20 protein-coding genes are annotated in these 22,412 nt (G+C 69.9%); 11 read left to right on the forward strand and 9 right to left on the reverse strand.

The genetic code is table 11. The annotated features are described in order from the left end of the window. Nucleotides 1-48 precede the first annotated feature (48 nt). The 3 genes from ACWD4J_RS32835 to ACWD4J_RS32845 all read left to right on the forward strand — a co-directional run bounded on the left by ACWD4J_RS32835 (nt 49) and on the right by ACWD4J_RS32845 (nt 3,546). A complete protein-coding gene (locus tag ACWD4J_RS32835; protein ID WP_451399119.1) occupies nt 49-522 on the forward strand; it encodes an NUDIX hydrolase in 474 nt (157 codons plus the stop codon). Between the two features lie 60 nt (nt 523-582). After that, on the forward strand, nt 583-1,395 hold the full coding sequence (locus tag ACWD4J_RS32840) for a 3-hydroxybutyrate dehydrogenase (protein ID WP_451399120.1): 813 nt from the start codon (nt 583-585) through the stop codon (nt 1,393-1,395). A 225-nt stretch (nt 1,396-1,620) separates the two neighbouring features. Further along, complete coding sequence (locus ACWD4J_RS32845) at nt 1,621-3,546, forward strand: helix-turn-helix domain-containing protein (RefSeq protein ID WP_451399121.1); 1,926 nt, start codon at nt 1,621-1,623, stop codon at nt 3,544-3,546. A gap of 65 nt (nt 3,547-3,611) precedes the next feature. Here the strand turns inward: ACWD4J_RS32845 and ACWD4J_RS32850 are convergent, their stop codons facing one another. Next, the gene (locus ACWD4J_RS32850) at nt 3,612-4,997 is read right to left on the reverse strand and encodes an MFS transporter (RefSeq protein ID WP_451399122.1); all 1,386 of its coding nucleotides are present in this window, start codon (nt 4,995-4,997) and stop codon (nt 3,612-3,614) included. Between the two features lie 252 nt (nt 4,998-5,249). Between ACWD4J_RS32850 and ACWD4J_RS32855 the strand changes: the two genes are divergently transcribed. Together ACWD4J_RS32855 and ACWD4J_RS32860 are read left to right on the forward strand one after the other, a co-directional pair. After that, entirely contained in the window at nt 5,250-6,389 is a 1,140-nt protein-coding gene (locus ACWD4J_RS32855; RefSeq protein ID WP_451399123.1) for an anion permease, read from the forward strand. Nucleotides 6,390-6,434: 45 nt separating this feature from the next. After that, nucleotides 6,435-6,662 carry a hypothetical protein gene (locus ACWD4J_RS32860; protein WP_451399124.1) on the forward strand — a complete coding sequence of 76 codons (228 nt, stop codon included), beginning with the start codon at nt 6,435-6,437 and terminating at the stop codon, nt 6,660-6,662. Between the two features lie 91 nt (nt 6,663-6,753). On the opposite strand, the gene ACWD4J_RS32865 is transcribed toward ACWD4J_RS32860, so the two are convergent. Next, nucleotides 6,754-7,155, reverse strand: coding sequence for an FCD domain-containing protein (locus ACWD4J_RS32865; protein WP_451399125.1), 402 nt, complete (start codon nt 7,153-7,155; stop codon nt 6,754-6,756). Nucleotides 7,156-7,192: 37 nt separating this feature from the next. Here ACWD4J_RS32865 and ACWD4J_RS32870 point away from each other — a divergent pair, with 37 nt between their 5' ends. Continuing rightward, complete coding sequence (locus ACWD4J_RS32870) at nt 7,193-7,750, forward strand: aldehyde dehydrogenase family protein (protein WP_451399160.1); 558 nt, start codon at nt 7,193-7,195, stop codon at nt 7,748-7,750. Nucleotides 7,751-7,780: 30 nt separating this feature from the next. Next, complete coding sequence (locus ACWD4J_RS32875) at nt 7,781-8,800, forward strand: dihydrodipicolinate synthase family protein (RefSeq protein WP_451399126.1); 1,020 nt, start codon at nt 7,781-7,783, stop codon at nt 8,798-8,800. 65 nt (nt 8,801-8,865) lie between these two features. Here the strand turns inward: ACWD4J_RS32875 and ACWD4J_RS32880 are convergent, their stop codons facing one another. After that, nucleotides 8,866-10,641 carry a hypothetical protein gene (locus ACWD4J_RS32880; protein WP_451399127.1) on the reverse strand — a complete coding sequence of 592 codons (1,776 nt, stop codon included), beginning with the start codon at nt 10,639-10,641 and terminating at the stop codon, nt 8,866-8,868. A gap of 484 nt (nt 10,642-11,125) precedes the next feature. Between ACWD4J_RS32880 and ACWD4J_RS32885 the strand changes: the two genes are divergently transcribed. Both ACWD4J_RS32885 and katG read left to right on the forward strand, forming a co-directional pair. Then, a complete protein-coding gene (locus tag ACWD4J_RS32885) occupies nt 11,126-11,560 on the forward strand; it encodes a Fur family transcriptional regulator (protein ID WP_451399128.1) in 435 nt (144 codons plus the stop codon). A gap of 34 nt (nt 11,561-11,594) precedes the next feature. Beyond that, a complete protein-coding gene (gene katG, locus ACWD4J_RS32890; RefSeq protein ID WP_451399129.1) occupies nt 11,595-13,811 on the forward strand; it encodes a catalase/peroxidase HPI in 2,217 nt (738 codons plus the stop codon). An 86-nt stretch (nt 13,812-13,897) separates the two neighbouring features. Here katG and ACWD4J_RS32895 read toward each other — a convergent pair whose 3' ends face one another. From ACWD4J_RS32895 to ACWD4J_RS32915, 5 genes are all read right to left on the reverse strand, one after another. Continuing rightward, nucleotides 13,898-14,578 (reverse strand): pyridoxamine 5'-phosphate oxidase family protein, encoded by a 681-nt coding sequence (locus ACWD4J_RS32895; protein WP_451399130.1) that lies wholly within the window; start codon nt 14,576-14,578, stop codon nt 13,898-13,900. Between the two features lie 553 nt (nt 14,579-15,131). After that, nucleotides 15,132-16,586, reverse strand: coding sequence for a glyceraldehyde-3-phosphate dehydrogenase (locus tag ACWD4J_RS32900; protein WP_451399131.1), 1,455 nt, complete (start codon nt 16,584-16,586; stop codon nt 15,132-15,134). Nucleotides 16,587-16,780: 194 nt separating this feature from the next. After that, the gene (locus ACWD4J_RS32905; RefSeq protein ID WP_451399132.1) at nt 16,781-17,800 is read right to left on the reverse strand and encodes a MauE/DoxX family redox-associated membrane protein; all 1,020 of its coding nucleotides are present in this window, start codon (nt 17,798-17,800) and stop codon (nt 16,781-16,783) included. A gap of 16 nt (nt 17,801-17,816) precedes the next feature. Continuing rightward, entirely contained in the window at nt 17,817-18,437 is a 621-nt protein-coding gene (locus tag ACWD4J_RS32910) for a cell wall protein (protein ID WP_451399133.1), read from the reverse strand. 14 nt (nt 18,438-18,451) lie between these two features. Then, on the reverse strand, nt 18,452-18,655 hold the full coding sequence (locus ACWD4J_RS32915; RefSeq protein ID WP_451399134.1) for an RlpA-like double-psi beta-barrel domain-containing protein: 204 nt from the start codon (nt 18,653-18,655) through the stop codon (nt 18,452-18,454). Between ACWD4J_RS32915 and ACWD4J_RS32920 the strand changes: the two genes are divergently transcribed. Together ACWD4J_RS32920 and ACWD4J_RS32925 are read left to right on the forward strand one after the other, a co-directional pair. After that, a complete protein-coding gene (locus ACWD4J_RS32920) occupies nt 18,654-18,917 on the forward strand; it encodes a hypothetical protein (RefSeq protein ID WP_451399135.1) in 264 nt (87 codons plus the stop codon). The genes ACWD4J_RS32915 and ACWD4J_RS32920 overlap by 2 nt on opposite strands. A gap of 267 nt (nt 18,918-19,184) precedes the next feature. After that, nucleotides 19,185-20,663 (forward strand): glutamate--cysteine ligase, encoded by a 1,479-nt coding sequence (locus tag ACWD4J_RS32925; RefSeq protein ID WP_451399136.1) that lies wholly within the window; start codon nt 19,185-19,187, stop codon nt 20,661-20,663. A 49-nt stretch (nt 20,664-20,712) separates the two neighbouring features. On the opposite strand, the gene ACWD4J_RS32930 is transcribed toward ACWD4J_RS32925, so the two are convergent. Continuing rightward, nucleotides 20,713-22,140 (reverse strand): lipase maturation factor family protein, encoded by a 1,428-nt coding sequence (locus tag ACWD4J_RS32930; RefSeq protein WP_451399137.1) that lies wholly within the window; start codon nt 22,138-22,140, stop codon nt 20,713-20,715. Nucleotides 22,141-22,412: the final 272 nt, after the last annotated feature.

Genomic DNA, 22,412 nt, shown 5'->3' on the forward strand with positions numbered 1-22,412 from the left:
ACCGAAGCCGAGGACGGGCATCGGACGGCAGGCCGCTAGGGTCGGCGCATGGCTACTCCTGACTTCATCCGCACGATCCGGGCCACCGCAGGACAACAGCTGCTGTGGCTCCCCGGCGTCACCGCCATCGTCCTCGACGACGAGGAGAGAGTGCTGCTCGGGCGACGCTCCGACACCCGGAAGTGGTCGGTGATCGGCGGCATTCCGGACCCGGGGGAGCAGCCGGCGGCCTGCGCCGTGCGCGAGGTGTACGAGGAGACGGCGGTACGGTGCGTCGCCGAGCGCGTCGTCCTCGTCCAGGCCCTGGAACCGGTCACGTATGCCAACGGCGACACGTGCCAGTACATGGACATCACCTTCCGCTGCCGGGCGGTGGGCGGAGAGGCGCGGGTCAACGACGACGAGTCGCTGGAGGTGGGCTGGTTCGCGGTCGACGCGCTGCCGGAGCTGAACGAGTTCGGGCTGCTGCGGATCAAGCAGGCGCTGGCTGATGACCCCACATGGTTCGACCCTATGACCTAGGGGCGAAGTATGTGGCGAGGTCACATCGGTTGAGGCGGGGGTCCTGCTTAGGGTCGGGGCATGACCGCGCCCCTCGCCCACGGCATCCCCGCTCAGGCCCTCGGAGCCCAGCCCCTCGACCTCGGCGGCCGCACCGCACTCGTCACCGGTGCCGCTGGCGGCATCGGCCGCGCCTGTGCGCTGCGGCTGGCCGCAGCGGGGGCCAAGGTGAGAGCCGTGGACCGCGACGACGCCGGCCTGGCGGAACTCGCAGGTCAGGCCGACGAGCTGCCCGGCGGTATCGAGCCGCGGGTCCTCGATCTCACCGATCTGGACGCAGCAGAGCAGGTCGCCGAGGGCACCGACATCCTCGTCAACAACGCCGGCATCCAGCTCGTCCGGCCGATCGAGGAGTTTCCGCCCGACGTCTTCCATACGGTGCTGACGGTGATGCTGGAGGCACCGTTCCGTCTCATCCGCGGTGCACTGCCCCATATGTACGGCCAAGGATGGGGCCGGATCGTCAACGTCTCCTCTGTTCACGGGCTGCGGGCCTCCGCCTTCAAGGCCGCGTATGTGGCCGCCAAACACGGTCTCGAAGGGCTCTCCAAGACCGCGGCCCTGGAAGGCGCCCCCCACGGTGTCACCTCGAACTGTGTGAACCCCGGCTATGTGCGCACCCCACTGGTCGAGAAGCAGCTCACCGACCAGGCCGCCGCACACGGTGTCCCGGAGGAGCGCGTGCTGACCGAGGTCCTGCTGCAGGACAGCGCCGTCAAGCGGCTCATCGAACCCGCCGAGGTCGCCGAGGCCGTCGCCTATCTGTGCAGCCCGCAGGCGTCCTTCGTCACTGGCGCGTCGCTGGTGATGGACGGCGGGTGGACGGCGCACTGACCGCGGCCTCGGTGGTCCGTGCGGGCGGCCGGTGGCCCTCGGTGGTCGGCGCAGCCGACCGGTGGCGGGGGGCTGAACCGGGCAGCGGCCGGGCCGACCGACACGCTGGTACGCGTCCCGCGGTCGTCCTGTGCACTGATCCGTCCGCGGTTCGAACATCCGAACGCCAGCGGGTTATCCACAGGGCTGGCGGGCCCGGACGTGCGGCAGGTAATCCTTTTGGACATGTCTCGCGATCAACTGCACTCCGCCGAAGGCACCACCGTCGGCGCGGAGGCACCGTTCCTGGAGCTCCTCGCCCGAGGAGCCTCCGCCGATGCGTACGAGCAGCCGGTGCTGCTCGCCCGCGCCGACGGGCTGCCGCCCGAGCGCATCGCCGCCCTGGAGCAGGCCAAACTGCTCGCTCTGCGCGTGCGCTCGGAGATAGAGGGGCGGCGGCGCCGCGAGGCCGAACTGTCCGCGCTCTTCGAGACCGCGCACGACCTCGCGGGTCTGCGTGATCTCGATGCGGTCCTGCAGGCCATCGTGTACCGGGCCCGTTCGCTGCTGGGCACGGACGTCGCCTATCTCAGCCTGAACGACCCGGCCAGAGGCGACACCTACATGCGGGTCACCGAAGGCTCCGTCGCGGCCCGGTTCCAGCAGTTGCGGCTGGGCATGGGGGAGGGGCTCGGCGGCCTCGTGGCCCAGACCGCCCGGCCGTATGTCACCGACGACTACTTCAAGGACGAACGCTTCCAGCACACGCACGCCATCGACACCGGTGTGCGGGACGAGGGCCTCGTGGCCATCCTCGGTGTGCCGCTCATGCTGGGAGCGCACGTCATCGGAGTGCTGTTCGCCGCGGATCGCCGCGCCCGTGTCTTCGAACGGGAACAGATCGCGTTGCTCGGCTCGTTCGCGGCCCTTGCGGCGGCGGCCATCGACACGGCGAACCTGCTGACGGAGACGCGGGAAGCGCTGGGACACCTCGAGCGGGCCAACGAGATCATCCGCGACCGCAGCGGCGTGATCGAGCGCGCCTCCGATGTGCACGACCGGCTCGCCGAACTGGTGCTGCGGGGCGGAGGAGTGCACGACGTGGCCGCGGCGGTCTCCCAGGTCCTGGACGGCACCGTGGACTTCGCCGACACGGGCACCGCTCCGGCCGAGGCCCTCGAGACGTCCCGAGCCGAAGGCCACGCCGTACGCCATGGTGATGACTGGATCGCTGCTGTCGCCGCGGGCGGTGAACTGCTCGGCGCGCTGGTGCTGCGGGGCCACCCCGGGCTCGACCCCGTGGACCAGCGCACCCTGGAACGGGCCGCCATGGTCACGTCACTGCTGATGCTCGCCCGCCGCTCGGCATCCGAAGCCGAACAGCGCGTCCGCGGTGAACTCCTCGACGACCTCCTCGATGCCCGGGATCGGGACCCGCGCGTGCTGCGGGAGCGTGCAGTCCGCCTGCGCGCCGACCTCGACGCAACGCACGTGGTCCTCGCCGCCCGCCTGGAGGCCCCGGCCGCAGATGCCGAAGAGGGGGCCGCCGGGCGCCGTCGGCTGTGGGCCGCGGCCTCCCACCTCGCTGCGACGCGGCACGGACTGGCGGCCGCGCGCGACGGCGGCACGGTTCTCCTGTTGCCACTCCGACACGGCGACACCGCGGCCGAATTGGCCCGGCGCACCGCCAGACACCTCGGCACAGCCGTCCATGAGGCGGTCACGGTCGGTGCCTCCGCCCCGGTCGAGGACCTCGCCGCGCAGCCGGACACGGTCGTGGCCGCGTATGCGGAGGCGCAGCGCTGCCTCGACGCGCTGCGTCTGCTCGACAGACCCGGCGAAGGTGCCGCCGCCGAAGACTTCGGATTCCTGGGCCTGCTGCTCTCCGACAGCCGGGACATCGCCGGTTTCGTCGACCGCACCATCGGCGAGGTCGTCGCCTACGACGCACGGCGCGGCACCGATCTCCTCCGCACCCTCGACGCCTACTTCGCCTCCGGCATGAGCCCGGCCCGTACGAAGGAGGAACTGCACGTCCATGTGAACACCGTCGCGCAGCGCCTGGAGCGCATCGCCCGTCTGCTCGGCCCGGAATGGCAGAACCCGGCCCGTGCTCTCGAGATCCAACTCGCCTTGAAACTACACCGGTTGTCAGCCGCCGTCATACCGTGACCCCCGCACGCGCCGGGGCGTGCGGGGGTCGAACGGAAACCGCGCCTTGATGCGGTCTTCGCGGTCTATGCGGTCCGGGCATCGGCAGGCGATGCCACGGCAGCCTCCTGATCGCTGCCGGGCTCCACCTGCGCCAGGTCACGGTGCCTGGTCTCCTTCGCCACGCCGACCGCGATCAGCGTCAGTACTGCTGCCGCGATCACGTAGAGCGCGATGGGGGTGGAGCTGTCGTAGTCCGCGAGCAGTGCGGTCGCGATGAGCGGTGCGGGGGCGCCGGCGGCAACGGATGCGAACTGCGCGCCGATCGAGGCGCCCGAGTAGCGCATCCGCGTCGCGAACATCTCGGAGAAGAAGGCGGCCTGCGGCGCGTACATGGCGCCGTGCAGCACGAGTCCGACGGTCACGGCGAGAAGGAGGTTCACGAAACCGCCGGTGTCGATCAGCGCGAAGAACGGGAACATCCAGAGCCCGACTCCTGCCGCGCCCAGCAGATAAACGGGCCTGCGGCCGACGCGGTCCGACAGGGCACCCCAGAGCGGAATCACCGCGAAGTGCACGGCGGATCCGATGAGTACGGCGTTGAGCGCGGTCTGCTTGGAGATGCCGGCGGACGTCGTGGCGTACACGAGGATGAAGGCGGTGATGACGTAGTAGCTGATGTTCTCCGCCATGCGTGCGCCCATGGCGACCAGGACGACCCGCCAGTGGTGGCGCAGCACGGCGACCAGCGGCAGCTTCTCCACCTCGGTGGAGTGCGCGGCGTTGCGCGCCTCGGCCTGGGCAAGCGCTGCCTTGAAAACGGGAGATTCATCGACAGAGAGACGAATCCACAGACCGGTGATCACCAGCACACCGGACAGGAGGAACGGGATGCGCCAGCCCCATGACGTGAAGGCGGCGTCCGACAACACCGCGGTCAGCAGCGACAGCACACCGGTGGCCAGCAACTGGCCGGCAGGAGCGCCGGTCTGGGGCCAGGACGCCCAGAACCCACGGCGCCTGGCATCACCGTGCTCGGACACCAGGAGCACGGCGCCGCCCCACTCGCCGCCGAGCGCGAAGCCCTGCACCAGCCGCAGCAGCGTCAGCAGCACCGGCGCCGCGCTGCCCACCGTGGCATGGGTGGGCAGCAGGCCGATCGCACATGTGGCCCCGCCCATCAGCAGCAGACTCAGCACCAGCAGCTTCTTGCGCCCGAGCCGATCCCCGTAGTGCCCGAAGACCAGTGCGCCCAGTGGCCGGGCGGCGAAGCCGACGGCATACGTGAGGAAGGACAGCAGCGTGCCGACGAGGGGATCGCGTTCGGGGAAGAAGACCGTGTTGAAGACGAGAGCGGCGGCGGAGCCGTAGAGGAAGAAGTCGTACCACTCGATGGTGGTGCCGATGAGGCTGGCGGCGACGATGCGCCGAAGGTTCGAAGGTGCTGGCGGAGCGGTTGCAGAGGCGGCCATGGTCACCACTTCCGGGCGAGGTACGGGGACGATTTCGTGTCGCACACCGTAGGAACGCCCAGGTCAGAGGCACATGTGGCGGGACACCATAGTTTCTGGCCGGGGTGTGCGCGCAGTCACCATGAGCGGCGTGTGCCGCCCCTTCCCGGTCGCGACCCCTGAAGGCGCCGCTTAGCGTGGAAGGCAAGGGCGCGTCCAGGCGTGGGACAGCACGGCGGGCGCGGCGTCTGGCGTGCCTTGGGAGGTCTCCCAGTGGGTACGGTCTCGTTCCTCCTTGTCGTGGTCGTTCTGACGGCTCTGGCTTTCGACTTCACCAACGGGTTCCACGACACGGCCAACTCGATGGCGACGTCGATCGCCACCGGGGCCCTCAGACCGCGGGTGGCCGTCGCCGTCGCGGGGGCACTGAACCTGGCGGGCGCGTTCCTGTCCACGGCGGTCGCCAAGACCATCTCCGGCGGTATCGTGGACGACGCAAGAGTGACCCTGGTGATGGTCTTCGCCGGGCTCGTCGGCGCACTCCTCTGGAATCTGCTGACCTGGTTCGCCGGGCTGCCGTCGAGTTCGTCGCACGCGCTGTTCGGTGGGCTGATCGGCGCGGTGTGGGTCGGCGCCGGCGGATCCGCGGTTCAGTTCGGGGTGATCGTAGAGAAGATCTTGATCCCTGCCGTCCTCTCGCCGCTCATCGCCAGCGGTGTGGCCGTACTGGCGACCTACTTCGCGTACGTCATCACCCGGCGGGCGGCCCCTGGCCGGGCGCAGCACGGATTCCGCAGGGGGCAGATCGGTTCGGCGTCGCTGGTGGCGCTCGCCCACGGCACCAACGATGCGCAGAAGACCATGGGTGTCATCACCCTGGCCCTTATCTCCGCCGGGTTGCTCGCCCACGGCTCCGGGCCGCCCTGGTGGGTGGTGCTCACCGCCGGGCTGGCGATCGCGCTCGGCACGTACGTGGGCGGCTGGCGGATCATCCGCACCATGGGCAAGGGGCTCACCGACATCGAGGCGCCACAGGGTTTCGCGGCCGAGACGAGCGCGACGGCCGTGATTCTCGCCTCGTCCCACATGGGATTCCCTCTGTCCACCACGCAGGTGTGCACCGGCAGCATCCTGGGCGCGGGCCTGGGACGCAGGATGGCCCGGGTGCGGTGGGGCGTGGCGGGGCGCATCGTACTGGCCTGGCTGTTCACGCTGCCCGCGGCGGGGGCCGTCGGCGGCGCGTCGGCCTGGATCGCCGGTCAAGGCACCGTAGGGGTGGCCCTGGTGGCGGCCGCCGCGGTCGCCTCGGCGGCCGGGTTCTGGGCCCTGTCGCGCCGCCGCCCCGTGACCCCGGACAACGTCAACGAACTGCCCGCCCGACTGCCCGAGCGGGCGGAGCAGTCCGCGGCGTGAGAGCCGGGCGGCTGTCGCGTCCAGCAGCGAAAGGAGGCGGGAGGCATGGACATCAACTGGGGCGACCTCGGCGGCGTGTTCGGCGTGAGCCTCGGGATCACGCTGCTCACGGTCGTGCTGTTCTCCCTCGGCATCGCCGTCTGGCCCGGTGGCGACGGCGGAGAGCGCGCCCGCGGCGGCAACCGGCCGACCGCCATCGTGGCAGCGGTGCTGTGCTTCGGCGCGTGCCTGGCGGTCGCCGCCTACGGGCTCGCGCTGATCGTCGACGGTTGACGAGATGACCGCCGGGACCGTGGCAGGGCCCGTACTTGCCCCGTCCCTGCAACAATGCGCACGCGCACCCCGACGGGCTGACGTCCGAGCTCTACGGGGTTGCCGGCGTTGCCCCGGTCAGGTCCGTCACCCCCGAGGCCGCCAGCACCGTTGCGAGTGAGGAGCCGGGTTCGACGCGGTAGTCCTCGCCCATCACCAGCCGGTGCGCGGCGAGGATGTGGTCGCGGGTGGCGGCGGCCGCGGCGCCCGCGTCCCGGCGTTCGCAGGCCTCCAGGATGACTGCGTGGTGCTTCCCGGCCGGGCTGTGCCGCAGATCGAAGTGCATGCGGATGCGCTCGGCCTGGTCGGCGAGGCTCTCGATGTCGCGCACCAGGACCGGGGATTCCGTGCGCTGGTAGAGGGCCATGTGGAAGCGGCGGTTGAGTTCGTTGAACTTGCGCTGAGGGTGTGCGCCGGCCAGTGCCGCGCCCAACTGCTCGTGCGCGGCCCGCATCACGGCGAGATCCTCGTCCCGCAGTCTCGGTACGGCGATCTGTGCCGCGAAGCTCGCCGAGCAAGTCGCGCACCTCGTCGTCGGTGACGGTTTCGACGACGGCGTCCACCAGGGTCCGATGATCGACGCCGACGCCGTGGCCAAGGTGGAGTCCCACGTGGCGGACGCGGTCGCCCACGGGGCCGTCGTCCTGCACGGCGGAAATCGCCATGCGCGAGGCGGGTTCTTCTACGAGCCGACCGTCCTGACCGGCGTCACCGCCGCCATGGCCGTCACCCGTGAGGAGACGTTCGGCCCGGTGACGCCGCTGATCCGGTTCACCGAAGAACAGGACGCGATCCGCAGCGCCAACGACACCGAATTCGGCCTCGCCGCTTACCTGTTCGCCCGGGATGCCGAACGCATCTGGCGAGTCGGCGCCGCCCTGGAAGCGGGCATGGTCGGCATCAACACCGGACTGATCTCGAACGAGGTCGCGCCCTTCGGCGGCATCAAGGAGTCGGGGATCGGCGGCGAGGGCTCGGTCTACGGCATCGAGGAGTTCCTGGAACTCAAGTACCTCGCCTGGGAAGGCGCGCACACCACCCACCCCTGACCGACTCCCTCATCGAAGCAGGAGCACCTCATGGCCCGCTACACCCGATCCGAAGCCCGGGAATGGGCGCGCGAGAACCTCGTCGGCGTCGTGAACTGCACCATCCCGTCCTTCACCGGCGACCTCAAGCGCATCAACGAGAGGGCGATCCGCCACGACACCCGGCTCGCCGTCGAACACGGCTTCGCGGGCACCCTCGGTGTCTCGGAAGTCGCCATCCAGCTCCCCGAGTACCTGGACTTCCTCCAGATCATCAAGGACGAGGCCGGCGACCGGCTGCTGCTCACCCACCACGCCAGCTGGAGCACCCTGGAGCAGAACATCGAGGCCGTGAAGGGGGCGGAGGGGGCGGGCGCGGAACTCGTCCTGCTCTCCTACCCGCCGAACTTCTACCCCGAGACCGAGCAGGAGATCTACGACTACACCAAGGCCGTCTGCGACGCGACGAACGTGGCGGTCATGCTCTTCCCCGTGTACCTGTGGGGCTTCAGCCCGCGCATCCACCCCTCCGACATCCCCGTACGCCTGATCCGCCGCCTCATCGACGACTGCCCCAACATCGCCGCGATCAAGGCCGAGGGCGGCTTCCCCAGCATCCAGAGCGTCATCGAGTGCCACCGTCACTTCGGCGACGAGGTGGTCATCTCGACGCCCATCGAGGGCGAGCCGATCGCGCCGGCGCAGATCATGCCGCTCCAGTTCTCCGCCACCAGCGACCACGAGTACTACGGCACGATGATCCCGCGCGTCTTCCAGCTGCTGCGGGAGGGCGAGTACGACGACGCCGCCGACGTCTACTGGCAGCTGCACCCCGCCCGCAAGATCAAGGCGGGTCTCGCCCCGGCGCTGCACGGCGGTGCGTTCATCAACCGGCAGGTGTGGAAGTTCCAGGGCTGGCTTCAGGGCTACAACGGCGGCTCGCTCCGCCAGCCCACCCAGCGCATCCACGACGCCCAGATGACCGCCCTGCGCAAAGGCCTGATCGACGCCGGACTCGAACCGAACATGGACCCCTTCCGCGAGTTCTTCATCGGCCGCAACCCGGTCTGACAAGGACGGCTGCCACGGCGGCGCGTTGTGCCTCGGGCAGAGCAGGTGGGCCGCCGATGTGCCTCTCATCCCGCCTTCGTCCCCGCCGACCTCGGGATATCCGCGCTGCTCAGGGTCATGGGGCCGGCGGTGAACGCGCACAGCCGGACGCGTTTGCGGGATGAGGAGGGCAGTTGGAGGGCGGTGTGGCCGGGCGGGGCGATGACGTACCGCGCGGTGTGGTGCGCGGCGAGGGTGGTGGGACCGGAGACGAGGGTCCAGTAGCGGGAGATGCCCTGACCGATGCCGATGGAGAAGTGGGGGACGAGGGCGCGGCCGGTGCTGTTGGCGGCGGCGAAGGCGATGCGGGTGACCGTGCGATGTGCGCGATCGGTCGTGTGAACCGCTGAGATGGTGAAGCGGAGGGGCGGGGGGTCCGCGGCCGCGACCACGGTGCAGGTCAGCGCGGGGGCCAGCAGGGCGAGTGTGAGAAGGGCGGCACGGGGGCGGCTGTGCCGGACGACGGACATACGGGGCTGCCAGGCGCGGGCGAAGGAGGCGGCGGGGGCGGTGACGGCGGCGGCGAGCCAGAGGGGGGTCATCAGGAGGTAGTAGCCGTCCTGGGAGCGGGTGGCGAAGTAGAAGACGCACCAGGGCAGAACCGTGGCGGCGGGGCCGAGACGGCGGATGAAGAGGACGAAGAGGGCGAGCAGGGCGGCGGCGAGCAGGGTGCTCGCGTAGGAGTAGTAGTCGAGCAGCCCGCTGCCGTCGGTGAAGTACAAGGAGATACCGACGACGCCCTGGCCGTGGACGATGGCGCCCTGGGTGAGGAGCAGGGCGATGCCGGAGAGCCAGGCGCGGGGATCCTGGGCGATGAAGTAGGCGTTGACGGCCAGCCAGGTGAGGACGGCCGTGGCGGTGTAGCGGGCGGTGACGGCCAGGGCCTGGCGGTGGCCCAGCTCGCCACGGCGCACGGCGTAGATGCCGGCGACAAGGAAGGGGGTGAGGAACCAGGGGAGCTGCTGGGCCGCGCAGGCGGCGCCGAGGCAGACGGCGCGGACCAGTCCGGAGCGGCCGAGACGGCCGCCGGCGCCGGTCGAGGGCCAGCGGACGACGACGGGAACGAGGAGGGCCAGGGCGACGATGGCGGGGTAGCCGAGGCGGGCGTAGTTGGGGATCAGGCCGAAGCCGAGGCAGACGGCCGTGGCGGCGGAACGCCAGGGGGCGGGGAGGAGTACCCACAGCGCCACGGTGCCCACGATGCAGGCGGCGGTGCTGACCAGGGTGGCCGCGCTGGTGGCGTGGAGAACGGCGTAGACCGGGGCGGTGAGGAGGACGGCGAGGGGCGGATAGCCGTAGGTGGTGTCCATGCCACCGTCGGCGGTGGGGGTGACGGCCACGCTCGGGTGCCCGTTGAAGAGCCAGGGCCAGGACTGGCCGTAGACGAGGTGACCGCGGATGAGTTCGTGGGCGGCCTGGGTGGTGAGGACGGCCTCGTCGCTGCCGGCGTGGTCGGCGACGTAGCCGCAGAGCATGATGACGATGCCGAGGACGAGGACGCCGAAGTCGATGCGGGAGAGGTTCTTGGCGCTGCGCACGACGAGAGTGAGCACGCCGAAGGAGAGGATCCCGGCGTAGCAGAGGGAGACCACGGCGGCCACCGGCGGGTGGGTGGACATGTCGCCGCCCCACACGGTGCGTGTGCCGATGAACATGCTGATGACGGCGAGAAGCGTGAGGACACGGTGCCATGGCTGCGGCACTGCGGGGGAAGCGCCTGCGCTGACACGAAGGGTGTCGCGGTCCGCGCGGAAGGCGGGCGCGGCCTGCGGTGGCGGGGCGGCCTGGGCCGTCTGGGTCATGGGTCGGTTGGCCTTTCCCGTGGGGAGACATCCTCATCGCCGTCTCTGTGGACCGGTGCCGGCAGCCAGCGCGTCCGGCATCTGGACAGATGCGGATCTATGGGGTGTCGTTCCACCGGAAGGAGGCCGGGCAGGTGAACAACTGGTGAGAAACGAGGCCGGGACGCCCGACTTGCTGATGGCGCGCTTCGAGAGGGCCCACGGGAGCCGTCGCCGATGACGCCCGAAGCGGTGGTCGTGCACAGAGCGTCACCCGTCACCCGCAGCCACCGGGCAGCGACAGTCGCGGCGCCGGTCGGCAGCCGATCCCCTGCGGTCCCGCTGTGCCTCGTCCCGCCACCACTGGCCCGCCCGTGACACGCCCCAAGGCCACCGCCCGGACAGTGCGTCACGTCGTCACCAGGGGAGTCCGCCTGGTGCAGCACCAAACTGGAACGACTCCTTATCTTGAACTCTTCGTGTTTATGAGGGTAGGTTCGTAGTCATGACCGCAGCTCACCCGACCATCGCCGAGGAGCTGCGCGGTGCCGGCCTGCGAGTGACGGCCGCCCGCGTCGCGCTGCTCCAGACCGTCCGGCACGGTGACCACCTCGGCGTCGAGGCGATCGCCTCCGGGGTGCGTGATCGTGTAGGCCATATCTCTCTTCAAGCCGTGTACGAGGCCCTCCACGCACTCACCGCGGCGGGACTCATACGTCGCATCGAACCGTCCGGCAGCCCGGCCCGGTTCGAGGGGCGCGTCGGCGACAACCACCACCACATCGTGTGCCGGTCGTGCGGTGTCGTCGCCGACGTCGACTGCGCGGTCGGCGAGGCGCCCTGCCTGACCGCGGCCGAGGACCACGGCTTCTCGATCGACGAGGCCGAGGTCATCTACTGGGGCCTGTGCCCCGACTGTTCCACCGCCCGCAGTTCCTGAGCATCGCTATCCCCCCAAGTCCGGAAGGATTCCCATGTCTGAGAACCCCGATGCGATCGTCACAGACGCAAAGACGGAGGGCGGCGGTGGCTGCCCGGTCGCGCACGGGCGCGCCCCGCACCCGACTCAGGGCGGCGGCAACCGTCAGTGGTGGCCGGAGCGACTGAACCTCAAGATCCTCGCCAAGGACCCCGTTGTCGCGAACCCGCTCGGTGCGGACTTCGACTACGCAGAGGCGTTCCAGTCCCTCGACCTGGCGGCCGTGAAGCGGGACATCGCCGAGGTGCTGACCAGCTCGCAGGACTGGTGGCCCGCCGACTTCGGCAACTACGGCCCGCTGATGATCCGTATGGCCTGGCACAGCGCCGGCACCTACCGCATCAGCGACGGCCGCGGTGGTGGCGGCCGCGGGCAGCAGCGCTTCGCGCCGCTGAACAGCTGGCCGGACAACGGCAACCTCGACAAGGCCCGTCGTCTGCTGTGGCCGGTCAAGAAGAAGTACGGCCAGTCCATCTCCTGGGCCGACCTCATGATCCTCACGGGCAACGTCGCGCTGGAGACGATGGGCTTTACGACCTTCGGCTTCGGCGGCGGCCGCGCCGACGTCTGGGAGGCCGACGAGGACGTGTACTGGGGTCCCGAGACCACCTGGCTCGACGACCAGCGCTACACCGGCGACCGTGAGCTGGAGAACCCGCTCGGCGCCGTCCAGATGGGCCTCATCTACGTCAACCCGGAGGGCCCGAACGGCAACCCGGACCCGATCGCCGCGGCCCGCGACATCCGCGAGACGTTCCGCCGCATGGCGATGAACGACGAGGAGACCGTCGCCCTGATCGCCGGTGGCCACACCTTCGGCAAGACCCACGGCGCCGGCCCGGCCGACCACGTCGGCAACGACCCCGAGGCCGCCTCCATGGAGGAGCAGGGCCTGGGCTGGAAGTCCACCTACGGCACCGGCAAGGGCGGCGACGCCATCACCTCCGGTCTCGAGGTCACCTGGACCACCAAGCCCACCCAGTGGAGCAACGACTTCTTCGACATCCTCTTCGGCTACGAGTGGGAGCTCACGCAGAGCCCCGCCGGCGCCAACCAGTGGGTGGCCAAGGACGCCGAGGCGATCATCCCCGACGCGCACGACTCGTCGAAGAAGCGTCTGCCTACGATGCTCACCACCGACCTCTCGCTGCGCTTCGACCCGATCTACGGTGAGATCTCGCGCCGCTTCCACGAGAACCCGGACCAGTTCGCAGACGCCTTCGCCCGCGCCTGGTACAAGCTGACCCACCGTGACCTGGGCCCGAAGTCGCTGTACCTCGGCCCGGAGGTCCCGGAGGAGACCCTGCTGTGGCAGGACCCGCTGCCCCAGGCCGAGGGCGAGGCCGTCGACGCCGCCGACATCGCGGCCCTGAAGGCCAAGCTCCTCGACTCGGGCCTGACGGTCTCGCAGCTGGTGTCGACCGCGTGGGCCTCGGCGTCCACCTTCCGCGGCAGCGACAAGCGCGGCGGTGCCAACGGCGCCCGTATCCGCCTGGAGCCGCAGCGCGGCTGGGAGGTCAACGACCCGGACGAGCTCGCCCAGGTCCTGCGCGTCCTCGAGGGCGTCCAGGCCGAGTTCAACTCCGGCGCCAAGAAGGTCTCCCTGGCCGACCTGATCGTCCTCGGCGGTGCCGCCGCGGTCGAGAAGGCCGCCAAGGACGCCGGTTTCGACGTGGAGGTCCCCTTCACGGCGGGCCGCGTGGACGCGACCGAGGAGCACACCGACCCGGAGTCCTTCGCCGCGCTGGAGCCCTCCTCGGACGGCTTCCGCAACTACCTCGGCAAGGGCAACCGCCTGCCGGCCGAGTACCTGCTGCTCGACCGCGCCAACCTGCTCACCCTGAGCGCCCCCGAGCTGACCGCCCTCGTCGGTGGCCTGCGCGTCCTCGGCGCCAACCAGGGCGGCTCGACGCACGGTGTCTTCACCGAGACCCCGGGCACGCTGACCAACGACTTCTTCGTCAACCTGCTCGACCTGGGCACGACGTGGAAGTCCACCTCGGAGGACCAGACCACCTTCGAGGGCCGTGACGCCGCCACGGGCGAGCTGAAGTGGACCGGCACCCGTGCCGACCTCGTCTTCGGCTCCAACTCCGAGCTGCGCGCCCTCGCGGAGGTCTACGCGAGCGACGACGCGAAGGAGAAGTTCGTGAACGACTTCGTCGCGGCGTGGGTCAAGGTCTCGAACCTGGACCGGTTCGACCTCAGCTGATCAGACGTCCAGGCCGGCCCTGCACAGGGCCGGCCTGGACGTTTCTCAGTGCGAAGATCCGGATCCCAGTGCAAAGTATCCGGATCTCAGTGCGAAGCATCCGGACTCCACTGACGGGTGACCCGTCTCCTGATGTCCGAACCGTCCTGCGCGGCGTCGGCCGCGGCTCCGAAGTAGTCGCCGCCCTTGCGCCTGACGTCGTCGGTTCCCCACGCCCTGCCGCCGGCGGTCGGCAGCTTGGCCATCCGCGGTATGTGCTTGGAACAGTGGATGTAGGCCTCCTCGACCTCGATCTCGACCCAGGCCTGGGGGCGGCGGCCGGGTACCGGATCGTGGGGGAGGGCCGGGTACACGGTGCGCATGTCGTCGTCGGAGACGAGGCGGGCGGTGCCGTTGACGTGCAGGCCTATCCGATCGCGGACGAAGTCGATCATCAGGATGCCGACATGGGGGTTTTCGAGGATGTTGCCGAGGCTCGCCATGACACCGTTGCCGCGGTACTCGGGGTACGCCAGCGAGCGTTCACCGAGCACCTGAAGGAAGCCCGGCGGCCCGGCGCGGAACGTGTTGTCGCACTCGCCACGCGCGTCGGACGTGGCGAGGAAGAACATCTCCTGGCGCGCCACGAACTCACGCATCCGCGAGTTGAGCCGGTCGAGCACCTGCTCCTCGTAGAATCGGTCGGCTCGGGCGATCGTGCTCAACTCCTGCTGTATCCGGTGCTCCCCGTGGCTTCCGGGCCGGTCTGCGCGCTCATCGTGGTGCAACGATTCTCCTGTGACGGGCTTGCGAAGGCAGTGGTGTCTCGAAACGGAACGCGAGGAACCGACAAGCGATCCCTGCCGACGTGGACGGCCTGGCCGCTGTCGCGCTCACTGTCTGGGCCTGCCGGTTGCGCGCCCCGTGCCCGGTGGTCTTCGGAGAGGTCGTCGCCGGGCTCTGCGGCGGCCGTCGACCGGCACCCGGATGGCCGGCTGCGTCAGGTGGGGGGCTTGCAGCTCAATGCGCGGTCTCCCAGATTGATGCTGTCTGACGGGGTTGCGGGATGGCGATATTTTCAGGAGTTCGACCCGACCCCGGAGGGCAGGCAGACAGTGTAGGGGATGAGGCAGGCGGCGTCGCCCGGCGTCTGTCGCTCGATCTGCTTCTGCCTGTCGGCGAGTTGCCGACCAGTGGGTTCGCCGGTGACATGGCTCCGCAGTTGCCGTTGCCCGTGTCGGCCGATGAATGCCGACGGGGCGGCAACCGGACGCCGATAGGCACCGGTTGCCGCCCCACCGCCCCGCTTGGCGGGACACAGGATCGGACGCTCAGCCCGGGTCAGACCGCCGGGGCCGGGTAGGTCGGGTACTCCACCCCGGAGACGTGCTGGACGACTCGGATGACCTGGCAGGAGTAGCCGAACTCGTTGTCGTACCACAGGTAGAGGATCGCGTTGTCGCCCTCGACCTTGGTGGCGCCCGCGTCGACGATCGAGGCGTGGCGCGAGCCGATGAAGTCGCTCGAGACCGCGTCGGGGGCGCTGATGAAGTCGATCTGGCGCTTGAGCGGCGAGGCCAGCGACACGTTGCGGAGGTAGTCGAGGACCTCCTCACGCGTGGTCTGGCGTGCGAGCTGCAGGTTGAGGATCGCGATCGAGACGTCCGGCACGGGGACGCGGATCGAGCTGCCGGTGATCCTCGCCTTGAGGTCGGGCAGCGCCTTCGCGACCGCGGAGGCCGCACCGGTCTCGGTGATGACCATGTTGAGCGGCGCCGAACGGCCACGTCGCTCCGACTTGTGGTAATTGTCCAGCAGGTTCTGGTCGTTCGTGAACGAGTGGACGGTCTCCACGTGGCCGCGCAGGACGCCGTACTCGTCCTCCATCGCCTTCAGTGGAGGCACGATCGCGTTGGTGGTGCAGGACGCGCAGGACAGGATCTGCTCGTCGGGCTTGATCATGTCGTGGTTGACGCCGTGCACGATGTTGGGGACGTCGCCCTTGCCCGGCGCGGTCAGGACGACCTTGTCGATGCCGGGACGCAGGTGCTGCGACAGGCCTTCCCGGTCACGCCACTTGCCGGTGTTGTCGATGAGGATGGCGTCCTTGATGCCGTACGCCGTGTAGTCGACCTCCGACGGGTCGTTGGCGTAGATCACCTTGATCGCGTTGCCGTTGGCGATGATCGTGCTGTTCGCCTCGTCGACGGTGATCGTGCCCTGGAACTGGCCGTGGATGGAGTCGCGGCGCAGGAGCGAGGCGCGCTTGACGAGATCCTCGCCGGCCCGGCCGCCGCCCCCGCGGACGACGATGGCGCGCAGCCGCAGTCCGTTGCCGGAGCCGGCCTTCTCGATCAGCAGGCGGGCCACGAGGCGGCCGATGCGGCCGAAACCGTAGAGCACGACGTCGCGTCCCGCGCCGCCCTCGAGCTTGTTGGCACCCGTGGCGCCGGCGACGGCCTCGGCGGTGAACTCCTCCACTGACAGGCCACGGTCGTCGGCGCTGTAGGTCGCGGCGAGCATGCCGATGTCGATCTGGGAAGGACCGAGATCGAGCGTGGTGAGAGCCTGCAGGAACGGCAGCGTCTCGGTGACGGAGAGTTCCTCGCCGGCGATCTGCCGGGCGAATCGGTGGGTCTTGAGGATGCTGACGACCGACTTGTTCACCAGGGAGCGGCTGTGAAGAAGGACCGTGACGTCCCGCTCCCTGTGCAGCTTCCCGATGATCGGGATCATCGACTCCGCGATCTCCTCGCGGTTCTTCCAGTTGGTGAACGAGTCCTCGATGACAGTCACAAGTTTATCTTTCGAGCTAGGCGGCGCTCATATGCTAACCCCTCACTACTTTGATCGATCAAACGGTGTCGCTTGAGTGGGGTGCCGTGAGCGGGTGCCTTGGCCGTACCGGGGCAGGAACGGCCGCCACGCGGGGCGCCGGCGACGACGGCGGTGTTCGCCGACGCCGCACGGGCGCCGGCGAACACAGGCCGTCAGCCCACGAGTGGCAATGCGGTGCGGGCCACGGGCGAGAGCAGTTCGGCGGCCACCGCCTCGCCGGTGTCCGCGTCGACGACGGCGACCCGGACGGCCGGTTCGGCCGTCGTGTCCGTGCTCGCCGCCGCGTCCAGCGCGAAGAGCACGGCGACCGGCCGGGCCGCGTCGCCCTCCTCGTACACGCCGGTGAACTGCAGGATGCGCCAGCCGTCCTCGTCCCAGTGGTCCACCAGGCCCGACCGTACGACGGGCGAGGTGGCCTGCCAGGCCAGCGAACGTTCCAGGAGCTCGACCGTGGCCGCGACCGGAATGCCGGAGCCCTCCCCGCCGCCGGAGTTGAACGGATGGCCGAGCAGGCGCAGCCGGAACCGGCGCAGCGGCAGCCGCCACCACCGGTCGAGGTCCGCCGAGAGTCCCACCAGCACGGCCGAGGACACCAGCAGGAAGCCCACTGAGGCGAACGGCTGTTCCTCGATCACGGTCCACCAGGACTGCGCCACACCGTCCGCCGCCGTACTGCCCCCTGCTGTCCCGGCTGTACCGCGAGCGCCGACTGCCGACACCGCCCCACCTGCCAGCACCGCGGAGGCGCGGGCGAAGGCTCGCCAGGTGATCGGGGCGTCGTCGCTCGCGGAACAGCCGCAGGACGATTCGGGGGCGGTGGCCCGGGCCCGGGCGAGGTAGCCGAGGAACCCGGCCCCGAGGGCGGCAGCCGCGACTCCCGGCGCCGCGGCCGTTGCTCCCGCTTCCGCCGAGGGAAGCAGCGCAGGCGCGACGAGCAGGCCGACGGCGACGACCAGTTCGGCCGCGCCCACGGCGCGCAGTACGAGCACCGTCCGTTCGCTGCTGCGCAGCATGCGGGCGAGCGCGGTCTTGGGCGCCTGCCGGACGGTGCCGCGGCCGAAGAGCTTGACCGCGCCGGTCCATCCGAGCAGACCGGCCAGGACCAGCGGGACCAGAGCGGGGACCAGCCCCGATGCCGGCGTCGGAGCCAGACCTGAGGTCAGTGAGTCCATCTCTCCCCCTGCCCGCTCAAGTCCCGACGGCGATGCGCACGACGTCGACGGTGTCGTCGGACGGCCGCCACGCGCCCAGGACCTGGGCGTGCTGTCCGATGCGCAGCTGGGAGAGATCGGAGGTGAGGGCCCGGCCGGCGTACGAGGCGTTGGTGGTGGCCGGGACGACGTTGCCGACGATCTCGTGGCTGCCGTGGGCGAAGTGCAGCCGGTTCTTCCCGATACCACGGATCGTGGTGGCCATGTTGACGATGTTCACCCACACGGCGTCGGCGGCGACGCTGCCGTCTGGCATCGGGACTCCACGCGCGTAGAGACCGTCGCCGGCCTCGATCGCGTCAGCGGTGGTGGGCTCCACCTTCCAGATGCTGGTGGCGTTGGTCAGCTGGACGCGCGCTCGGTCGCCGTGGGAGCCCAGGATGTGCAGCACGCTGCCGTCGATCCGGACGATCCGCCCCTCCACGAACGAGGACTTGGCGAACGCCGGGTCGAGAGAGGGCTGGGGCGCGGCGAAGGCGGCGTCGGCGTCGATGCCGCCGAGTGCGGTCGCGCCGACGATGGTGGCGCCGCCGACGACGGCGCCCGTGAGGAAGCGCCGGCGGCCGACGCCGCCGGGTATGCCCTGGCGAGCGGTCATGTCGTGACGCCCCCTCACTCGTAGATGTAGACCGGCAGCATGCCGGAGCTGAGGCTGCCGATGGCCGAGAACGCCGCGGGCGTGAGGTCCAGCACGCGGTTGGTGCGGCACACGCCGTTGCAGCAGGTGGCCTCGCCGCACCAGGACTTCGTGCGCGGGCCGCAGTCGGTGATGGTGATGCACACGGTGGCGCCCGAGCACTGGTGTCTGATGTTCATGACCGAGCCGCAGCCGCGCCGCGGGATGTTCTCGCCGCACAGGTCGGGCCGGGTGATGTCCCAGCACGCCTGCGAGGCGTTGGGCCATGCGCCGTGGTACGAGGCGGACTTGCAGGTTCCGCAGGCGCCGCCGCCCGCGCTGCTGCACGGACCCCAGGCGTTCCCACAACAGAACCAGCTGGTCTCGCCGGCCCACAGGCTGGTCGTTCCGCAAGCCATGGTGCGTTCCCTTCCGGAAGGCGCGCTTTTGGCGCGCGCATGACAAATCGCGCCTGCGCATCAACCCTGTGAGGGAAGATGCGCAGGAGAGCAGGGGGAATGCTGTGCGGTACAAGCACACCTATGATGCGCACCACCGCGCCGCCCCGCTAGAGGGCCTCGCACGAAGTGCGCTACGCGCGTCCACCGTTCCTTCGCCGGCTGCCGCTGGAGGGCGAGGCGGGCGACGGCTCCGCCTCGTCAGTGCTGCCCGGCGGTGGGATTCTGGTGGAGGTAATGACGTGTCCGCCGAGGAGACTCGGGAGGGCCGATGGGACGGGACGTCCCGGCGCTGGTGTTCACGCGTGAGGACCGCCGCCGGTACCGGATCAAGATGCAGGAGTGCCTCGACGCGTTCGCGCAGATGCTGCGCGAGTCGCGGTTCGAGTCGGAGCGGCCCCAGGTCGGCTTGGAGATCGAGCTCAACCTGGTGCATGACAACGCCGAGCCGGCGATGTGCAACAGGGATGTGCTCGAGGCGATCGCGGACCCCGCCTGGTCCACCGAGCTGGGCCGGTTCAATCTGGAGATCAACATTCCGCCGCGACGGCTGACGGCCGGCGGGCCCGACGCGTGGGAGGCCGAGATCCGGAACGCTCTCGACCACGCCGACGACCGGGCCGCGACGGTCGGCGCGTATCTGATCATGGTCGGCATCCTGCCCACGCTGCGCCAGTCGGACGTCGGCGAGGCGGCGCTGTCGGAGAACCCGCGCTACCGGCTGCTGAACGAGCAGGTGTTCGCCGCGCGCGGCGAGGATCTGCGGATCGAGATCGACGGTGTGGACCGGCTGCGGACCTACGCGGACACCATCACCCCCGAGGCCGCGTGCACCAGTACGCAGTTCCACCTGCAGGTGTCCCCGGAGGAGTTCGCCGACTACTGGAACGCGGCCCAGGCCGTCGCGGGCGTCCAGGTGGCGCTGGCCGCCAACGCGCCGTTCCTGTTCGGCAAGGAACTGTGGGACGAGACCCGCATCACCCTGTTCGAGCAGGCCACAGACACCCGCCCGCAGGAGATCAAGGTGCAGGGTGTCCGGCCCCGCGTGTGGTTCGGAGAGCGGTGGATCACCAGCGTCTTCGACCTCTTCGAGGAGAATGTGCGCTACTTCCCTGCGCTGCTGCCGATCTGCGACGAGCAGAACCCCAAGGAGACGCTGGAGCGCGGGGACATCCCCGAGCTCTCCGAGCTCACCCTGCACAACGGCACGATCTACCGCTGGAACCGCCCCGTCTACGCCGTAGCGCACGACAAGCCGCATCTACGGGTGGAGAACCGCGTGCTCCCCGCGGGCCCGACGGTCGCCGACACCCTCTCCAACGGCGCCTTCTACTACGGGCTCACCCGGGCCCTGGTGGAGGAGGACCGGCCGGTCTGGTCACGGATGTCGTTCTCGGCTGCGGAGGAGAACTTCCACACGGCGGCGCGGCACGGCATCGACGCACGGCTGTACTGGCCCGGAATGGGGGAGGTCCCGGCGCCCGAACTCGTTCTGAGGCGCCTGTTGCCGCTCGCGCACCGGGGTCTTGAGCTCTCGGGAATGGACGCGGCGTGGCGGGAGCCGCTGCTCGGCATCATCGAGCAACGGTGCGTCACCGGGCGTAACGGCGCTGTGTGGCAGCGGGAGATGTACCACCGGATCGACGACTCGTTCCACGTCGGCCACCACGAAGCGCTGCGGCGGATGACGCAGCAGTACATGGACTACATGCATCTCAACGCACCCGTCCACACCTGGCCGGTCGACTGAGGCCGGCCGCGCCCGCGGCCGAACCGCCAGGGCGGAAGGCGCTCGGCCGTCACGGATCCTTGGTCACGGGCGGAAGGTAGGCGCCCTCCAGCGTGCGGTCCCACCAGGCGCGGGTCTTCCGCAGGGCGCGCCGGCCGGTGAAGCGGTAGCTGTAGAGCTGGGCGCGGATGTAGGTGGGAGGAGCGGTGGGGAAGGGATTGCCGCGCAGGAGTTTGAGGGTGACGGAGTCGTTGTCGAGCAGCCGCCCGATGAACGGCGCGAACCACGACAGGGCGTAGAGGGGTGAGAGCGCGGCGAACCACATCTGCCAGTCGAGACGCAGGTGGTACGGGGCCACCTGTGGCGGGAGTCCGCGCACGTCCACGGGCTTGCCCTTGAAGCGGTACTCCTTCCACACGGTGCCGTCGGTGATCTCGGGCTCGTCCGTGCCCTCGATCACGACCTCGTAGCGGACCCGGCTGACGCTGCCGAAGGCGCCGTAGGTGTTGACCAGGTGGAGCGGGTTGAAGGAGAAGTTCATCATCTGGCGGCGTGAGAGCAGGTTGCGGACCGGCCAGTAGCTGAGCACGGCCACCAGTGCGCTGACGGCGAGCACCACGCCCTCGTACCACGCCGGTGTGGCGGGAAAGGCGGGAGGAGCGGGCAACGGTAGGACTTTCGCGGCGTATCCTCCCTCGATCGCGGGCAGCGCGAGCACGATGGTCAGCCAGTTCAGCCAGGCGAAGTTGCCGGACGCGACGAGCCACAGCTGCGTGAGGACGATGACCCCGGCCGCCACACCGGCGACGGGCTGCGGCGTGAGCAGCGCGACGGGAGCCCCGAGCTGCGCGACGTGGTTCGCCGCGACCTCCACCCGGTGCACCGGCCGGGGCAGGCGGTGGAAGAACCAGCTGAGCGGGCCGGGCATCGGCTGGGTCTCGTGGTGGTAGTAGAGGCAGGTCAGATCGCGCCAGCACCGGTCGCCGCGGATCTTGATCAGCCCGGCACCGAACTCCAGCCGGAACAGCAGCCAGCGGAGCAGCCACAGCACCAGGACCGGCGGCGCCGTGCGCTCGTTGCCCAGGAAGATCGCCAGGAAACCGGCCTCGAGCAGCAGCGACTCCCACATGTACGCGTACCAGGTCTGCCCGACATTGACGATGGACAGGTACATGACCCAGAGGGCGGCCCACATCAGCAGGGACGCCCACAGGGGGACGAGGTCGCCCGCCCCCGCGGCCAGTGCGGCGGACAGCGCCACGCCCGTCCACGCGACCAGCGCGAAGAAGCGGTCCGAGTAGTGGACGTAGAAGATGCTGGGCGACTGCCGGAAGGGGACGGCCGCCACGAACCGCGGGACGGGAAGCAGCCCGCGCTCACCGATGAGCGCCCGGAACTGGTTGACCGTGCTGAGGAACCCGACGAAGTACAAGGCGGCCAGGCCGCGCTGAAAGCCGAGCCGGCCCAGCCAGTAGTCCACGTCCGTGAACCATTCCACGGCACTCCTCCTGGAGCGGCCCCGCGGCCCGCCACCGCCCGCCGAAGCGCGACGGTTACATGGCCATGTCGCCGCTCGGGTACCCGTGCGGCGTCCGTACACGCTCCGTCGGCGGCAGGCCGGGACGGCGGCCCCAGCCGTCGGAACGCCCTGTTCACCGCGGGTTCTCCAGTGCCTTGACCGCCGGTCCTCCAGCCCGCCGCACAGGTTTGCGCTAAGGATTCTTGACTTGAGGCGACTCAGGATTTACCACGGGTGTTGAAGGGTGTCTG

The sequence above is a fragment of the Streptomyces sp. NPDC002577 genome (assembly GCF_053594815.1).

Bases quoted from the DNA above. Each gene is read 5' to 3' on its own strand.
- ACWD4J_RS32835 (WP_451399119.1), top strand. From the start codon at position 49: ATGGCTACTCCTGACTTCATCCGCACGATCCGGGCCACCGCAGGACAA.
- ACWD4J_RS32850 (WP_451399122.1), bottom strand. From the start codon at position 4,997: ATGGCCGCCTCTGCAACCGCTCCGCCAGCACCTTCGAACCTTCGGCGC.
- ACWD4J_RS32915 (WP_451399134.1), bottom strand. From the start codon at position 18,655: ATGAACATCAGACACCAGTGCTCGGGCGCCACCGTGTGCATCACCATC.
- katG (WP_451399129.1), top strand. From the start codon at position 11,595: ATGTCTGAGAACCCCGATGCGATCGTCACAGACGCAAAGACGGAGGGC.
- ACWD4J_RS32910 (WP_451399133.1), bottom strand. From the start codon at position 18,437: ATGACCGCTCGCCAGGGCATACCCGGCGGCGTCGGCCGCCGGCGCTTC.
- ACWD4J_RS32840 (WP_451399120.1), top strand. From the start codon at position 583: ATGACCGCGCCCCTCGCCCACGGCATCCCCGCTCAGGCCCTCGGAGCC.
- ACWD4J_RS32860 (WP_451399124.1), top strand. From the start codon at position 6,435: ATGGACATCAACTGGGGCGACCTCGGCGGCGTGTTCGGCGTGAGCCTC.
- ACWD4J_RS32845 (WP_451399121.1), top strand. From the start codon at position 1,621: ATGTCTCGCGATCAACTGCACTCCGCCGAAGGCACCACCGTCGGCGCG.
- ACWD4J_RS32885 (WP_451399128.1), top strand. From the start codon at position 11,126: ATGACCGCAGCTCACCCGACCATCGCCGAGGAGCTGCGCGGTGCCGGC.
- ACWD4J_RS32875 (WP_451399126.1), top strand. From the start codon at position 7,781: ATGGCCCGCTACACCCGATCCGAAGCCCGGGAATGGGCGCGCGAGAAC.
- ACWD4J_RS32905 (WP_451399132.1), bottom strand. From the start codon at position 17,800: ATGGACTCACTGACCTCAGGTCTGGCTCCGACGCCGGCATCGGGGCTG.
- ACWD4J_RS32925 (WP_451399136.1), top strand. From the start codon at position 19,185: ATGGGACGGGACGTCCCGGCGCTGGTGTTCACGCGTGAGGACCGCCGC.
- ACWD4J_RS32880 (WP_451399127.1), bottom strand. From the start codon at position 10,641: ATGACCCAGACGGCCCAGGCCGCCCCGCCACCGCAGGCCGCGCCCGCC.
- ACWD4J_RS32865 (WP_451399125.1), bottom strand. From the start codon at position 7,155: ATGCGGGCCGCGCACGAGCAGTTGGGCGCGGCACTGGCCGGCGCACAC.
- ACWD4J_RS32920 (WP_451399135.1), top strand. From the start codon at position 18,654: ATGACCGAGCCGCAGCCGCGCCGCGGGATGTTCTCGCCGCACAGGTCG.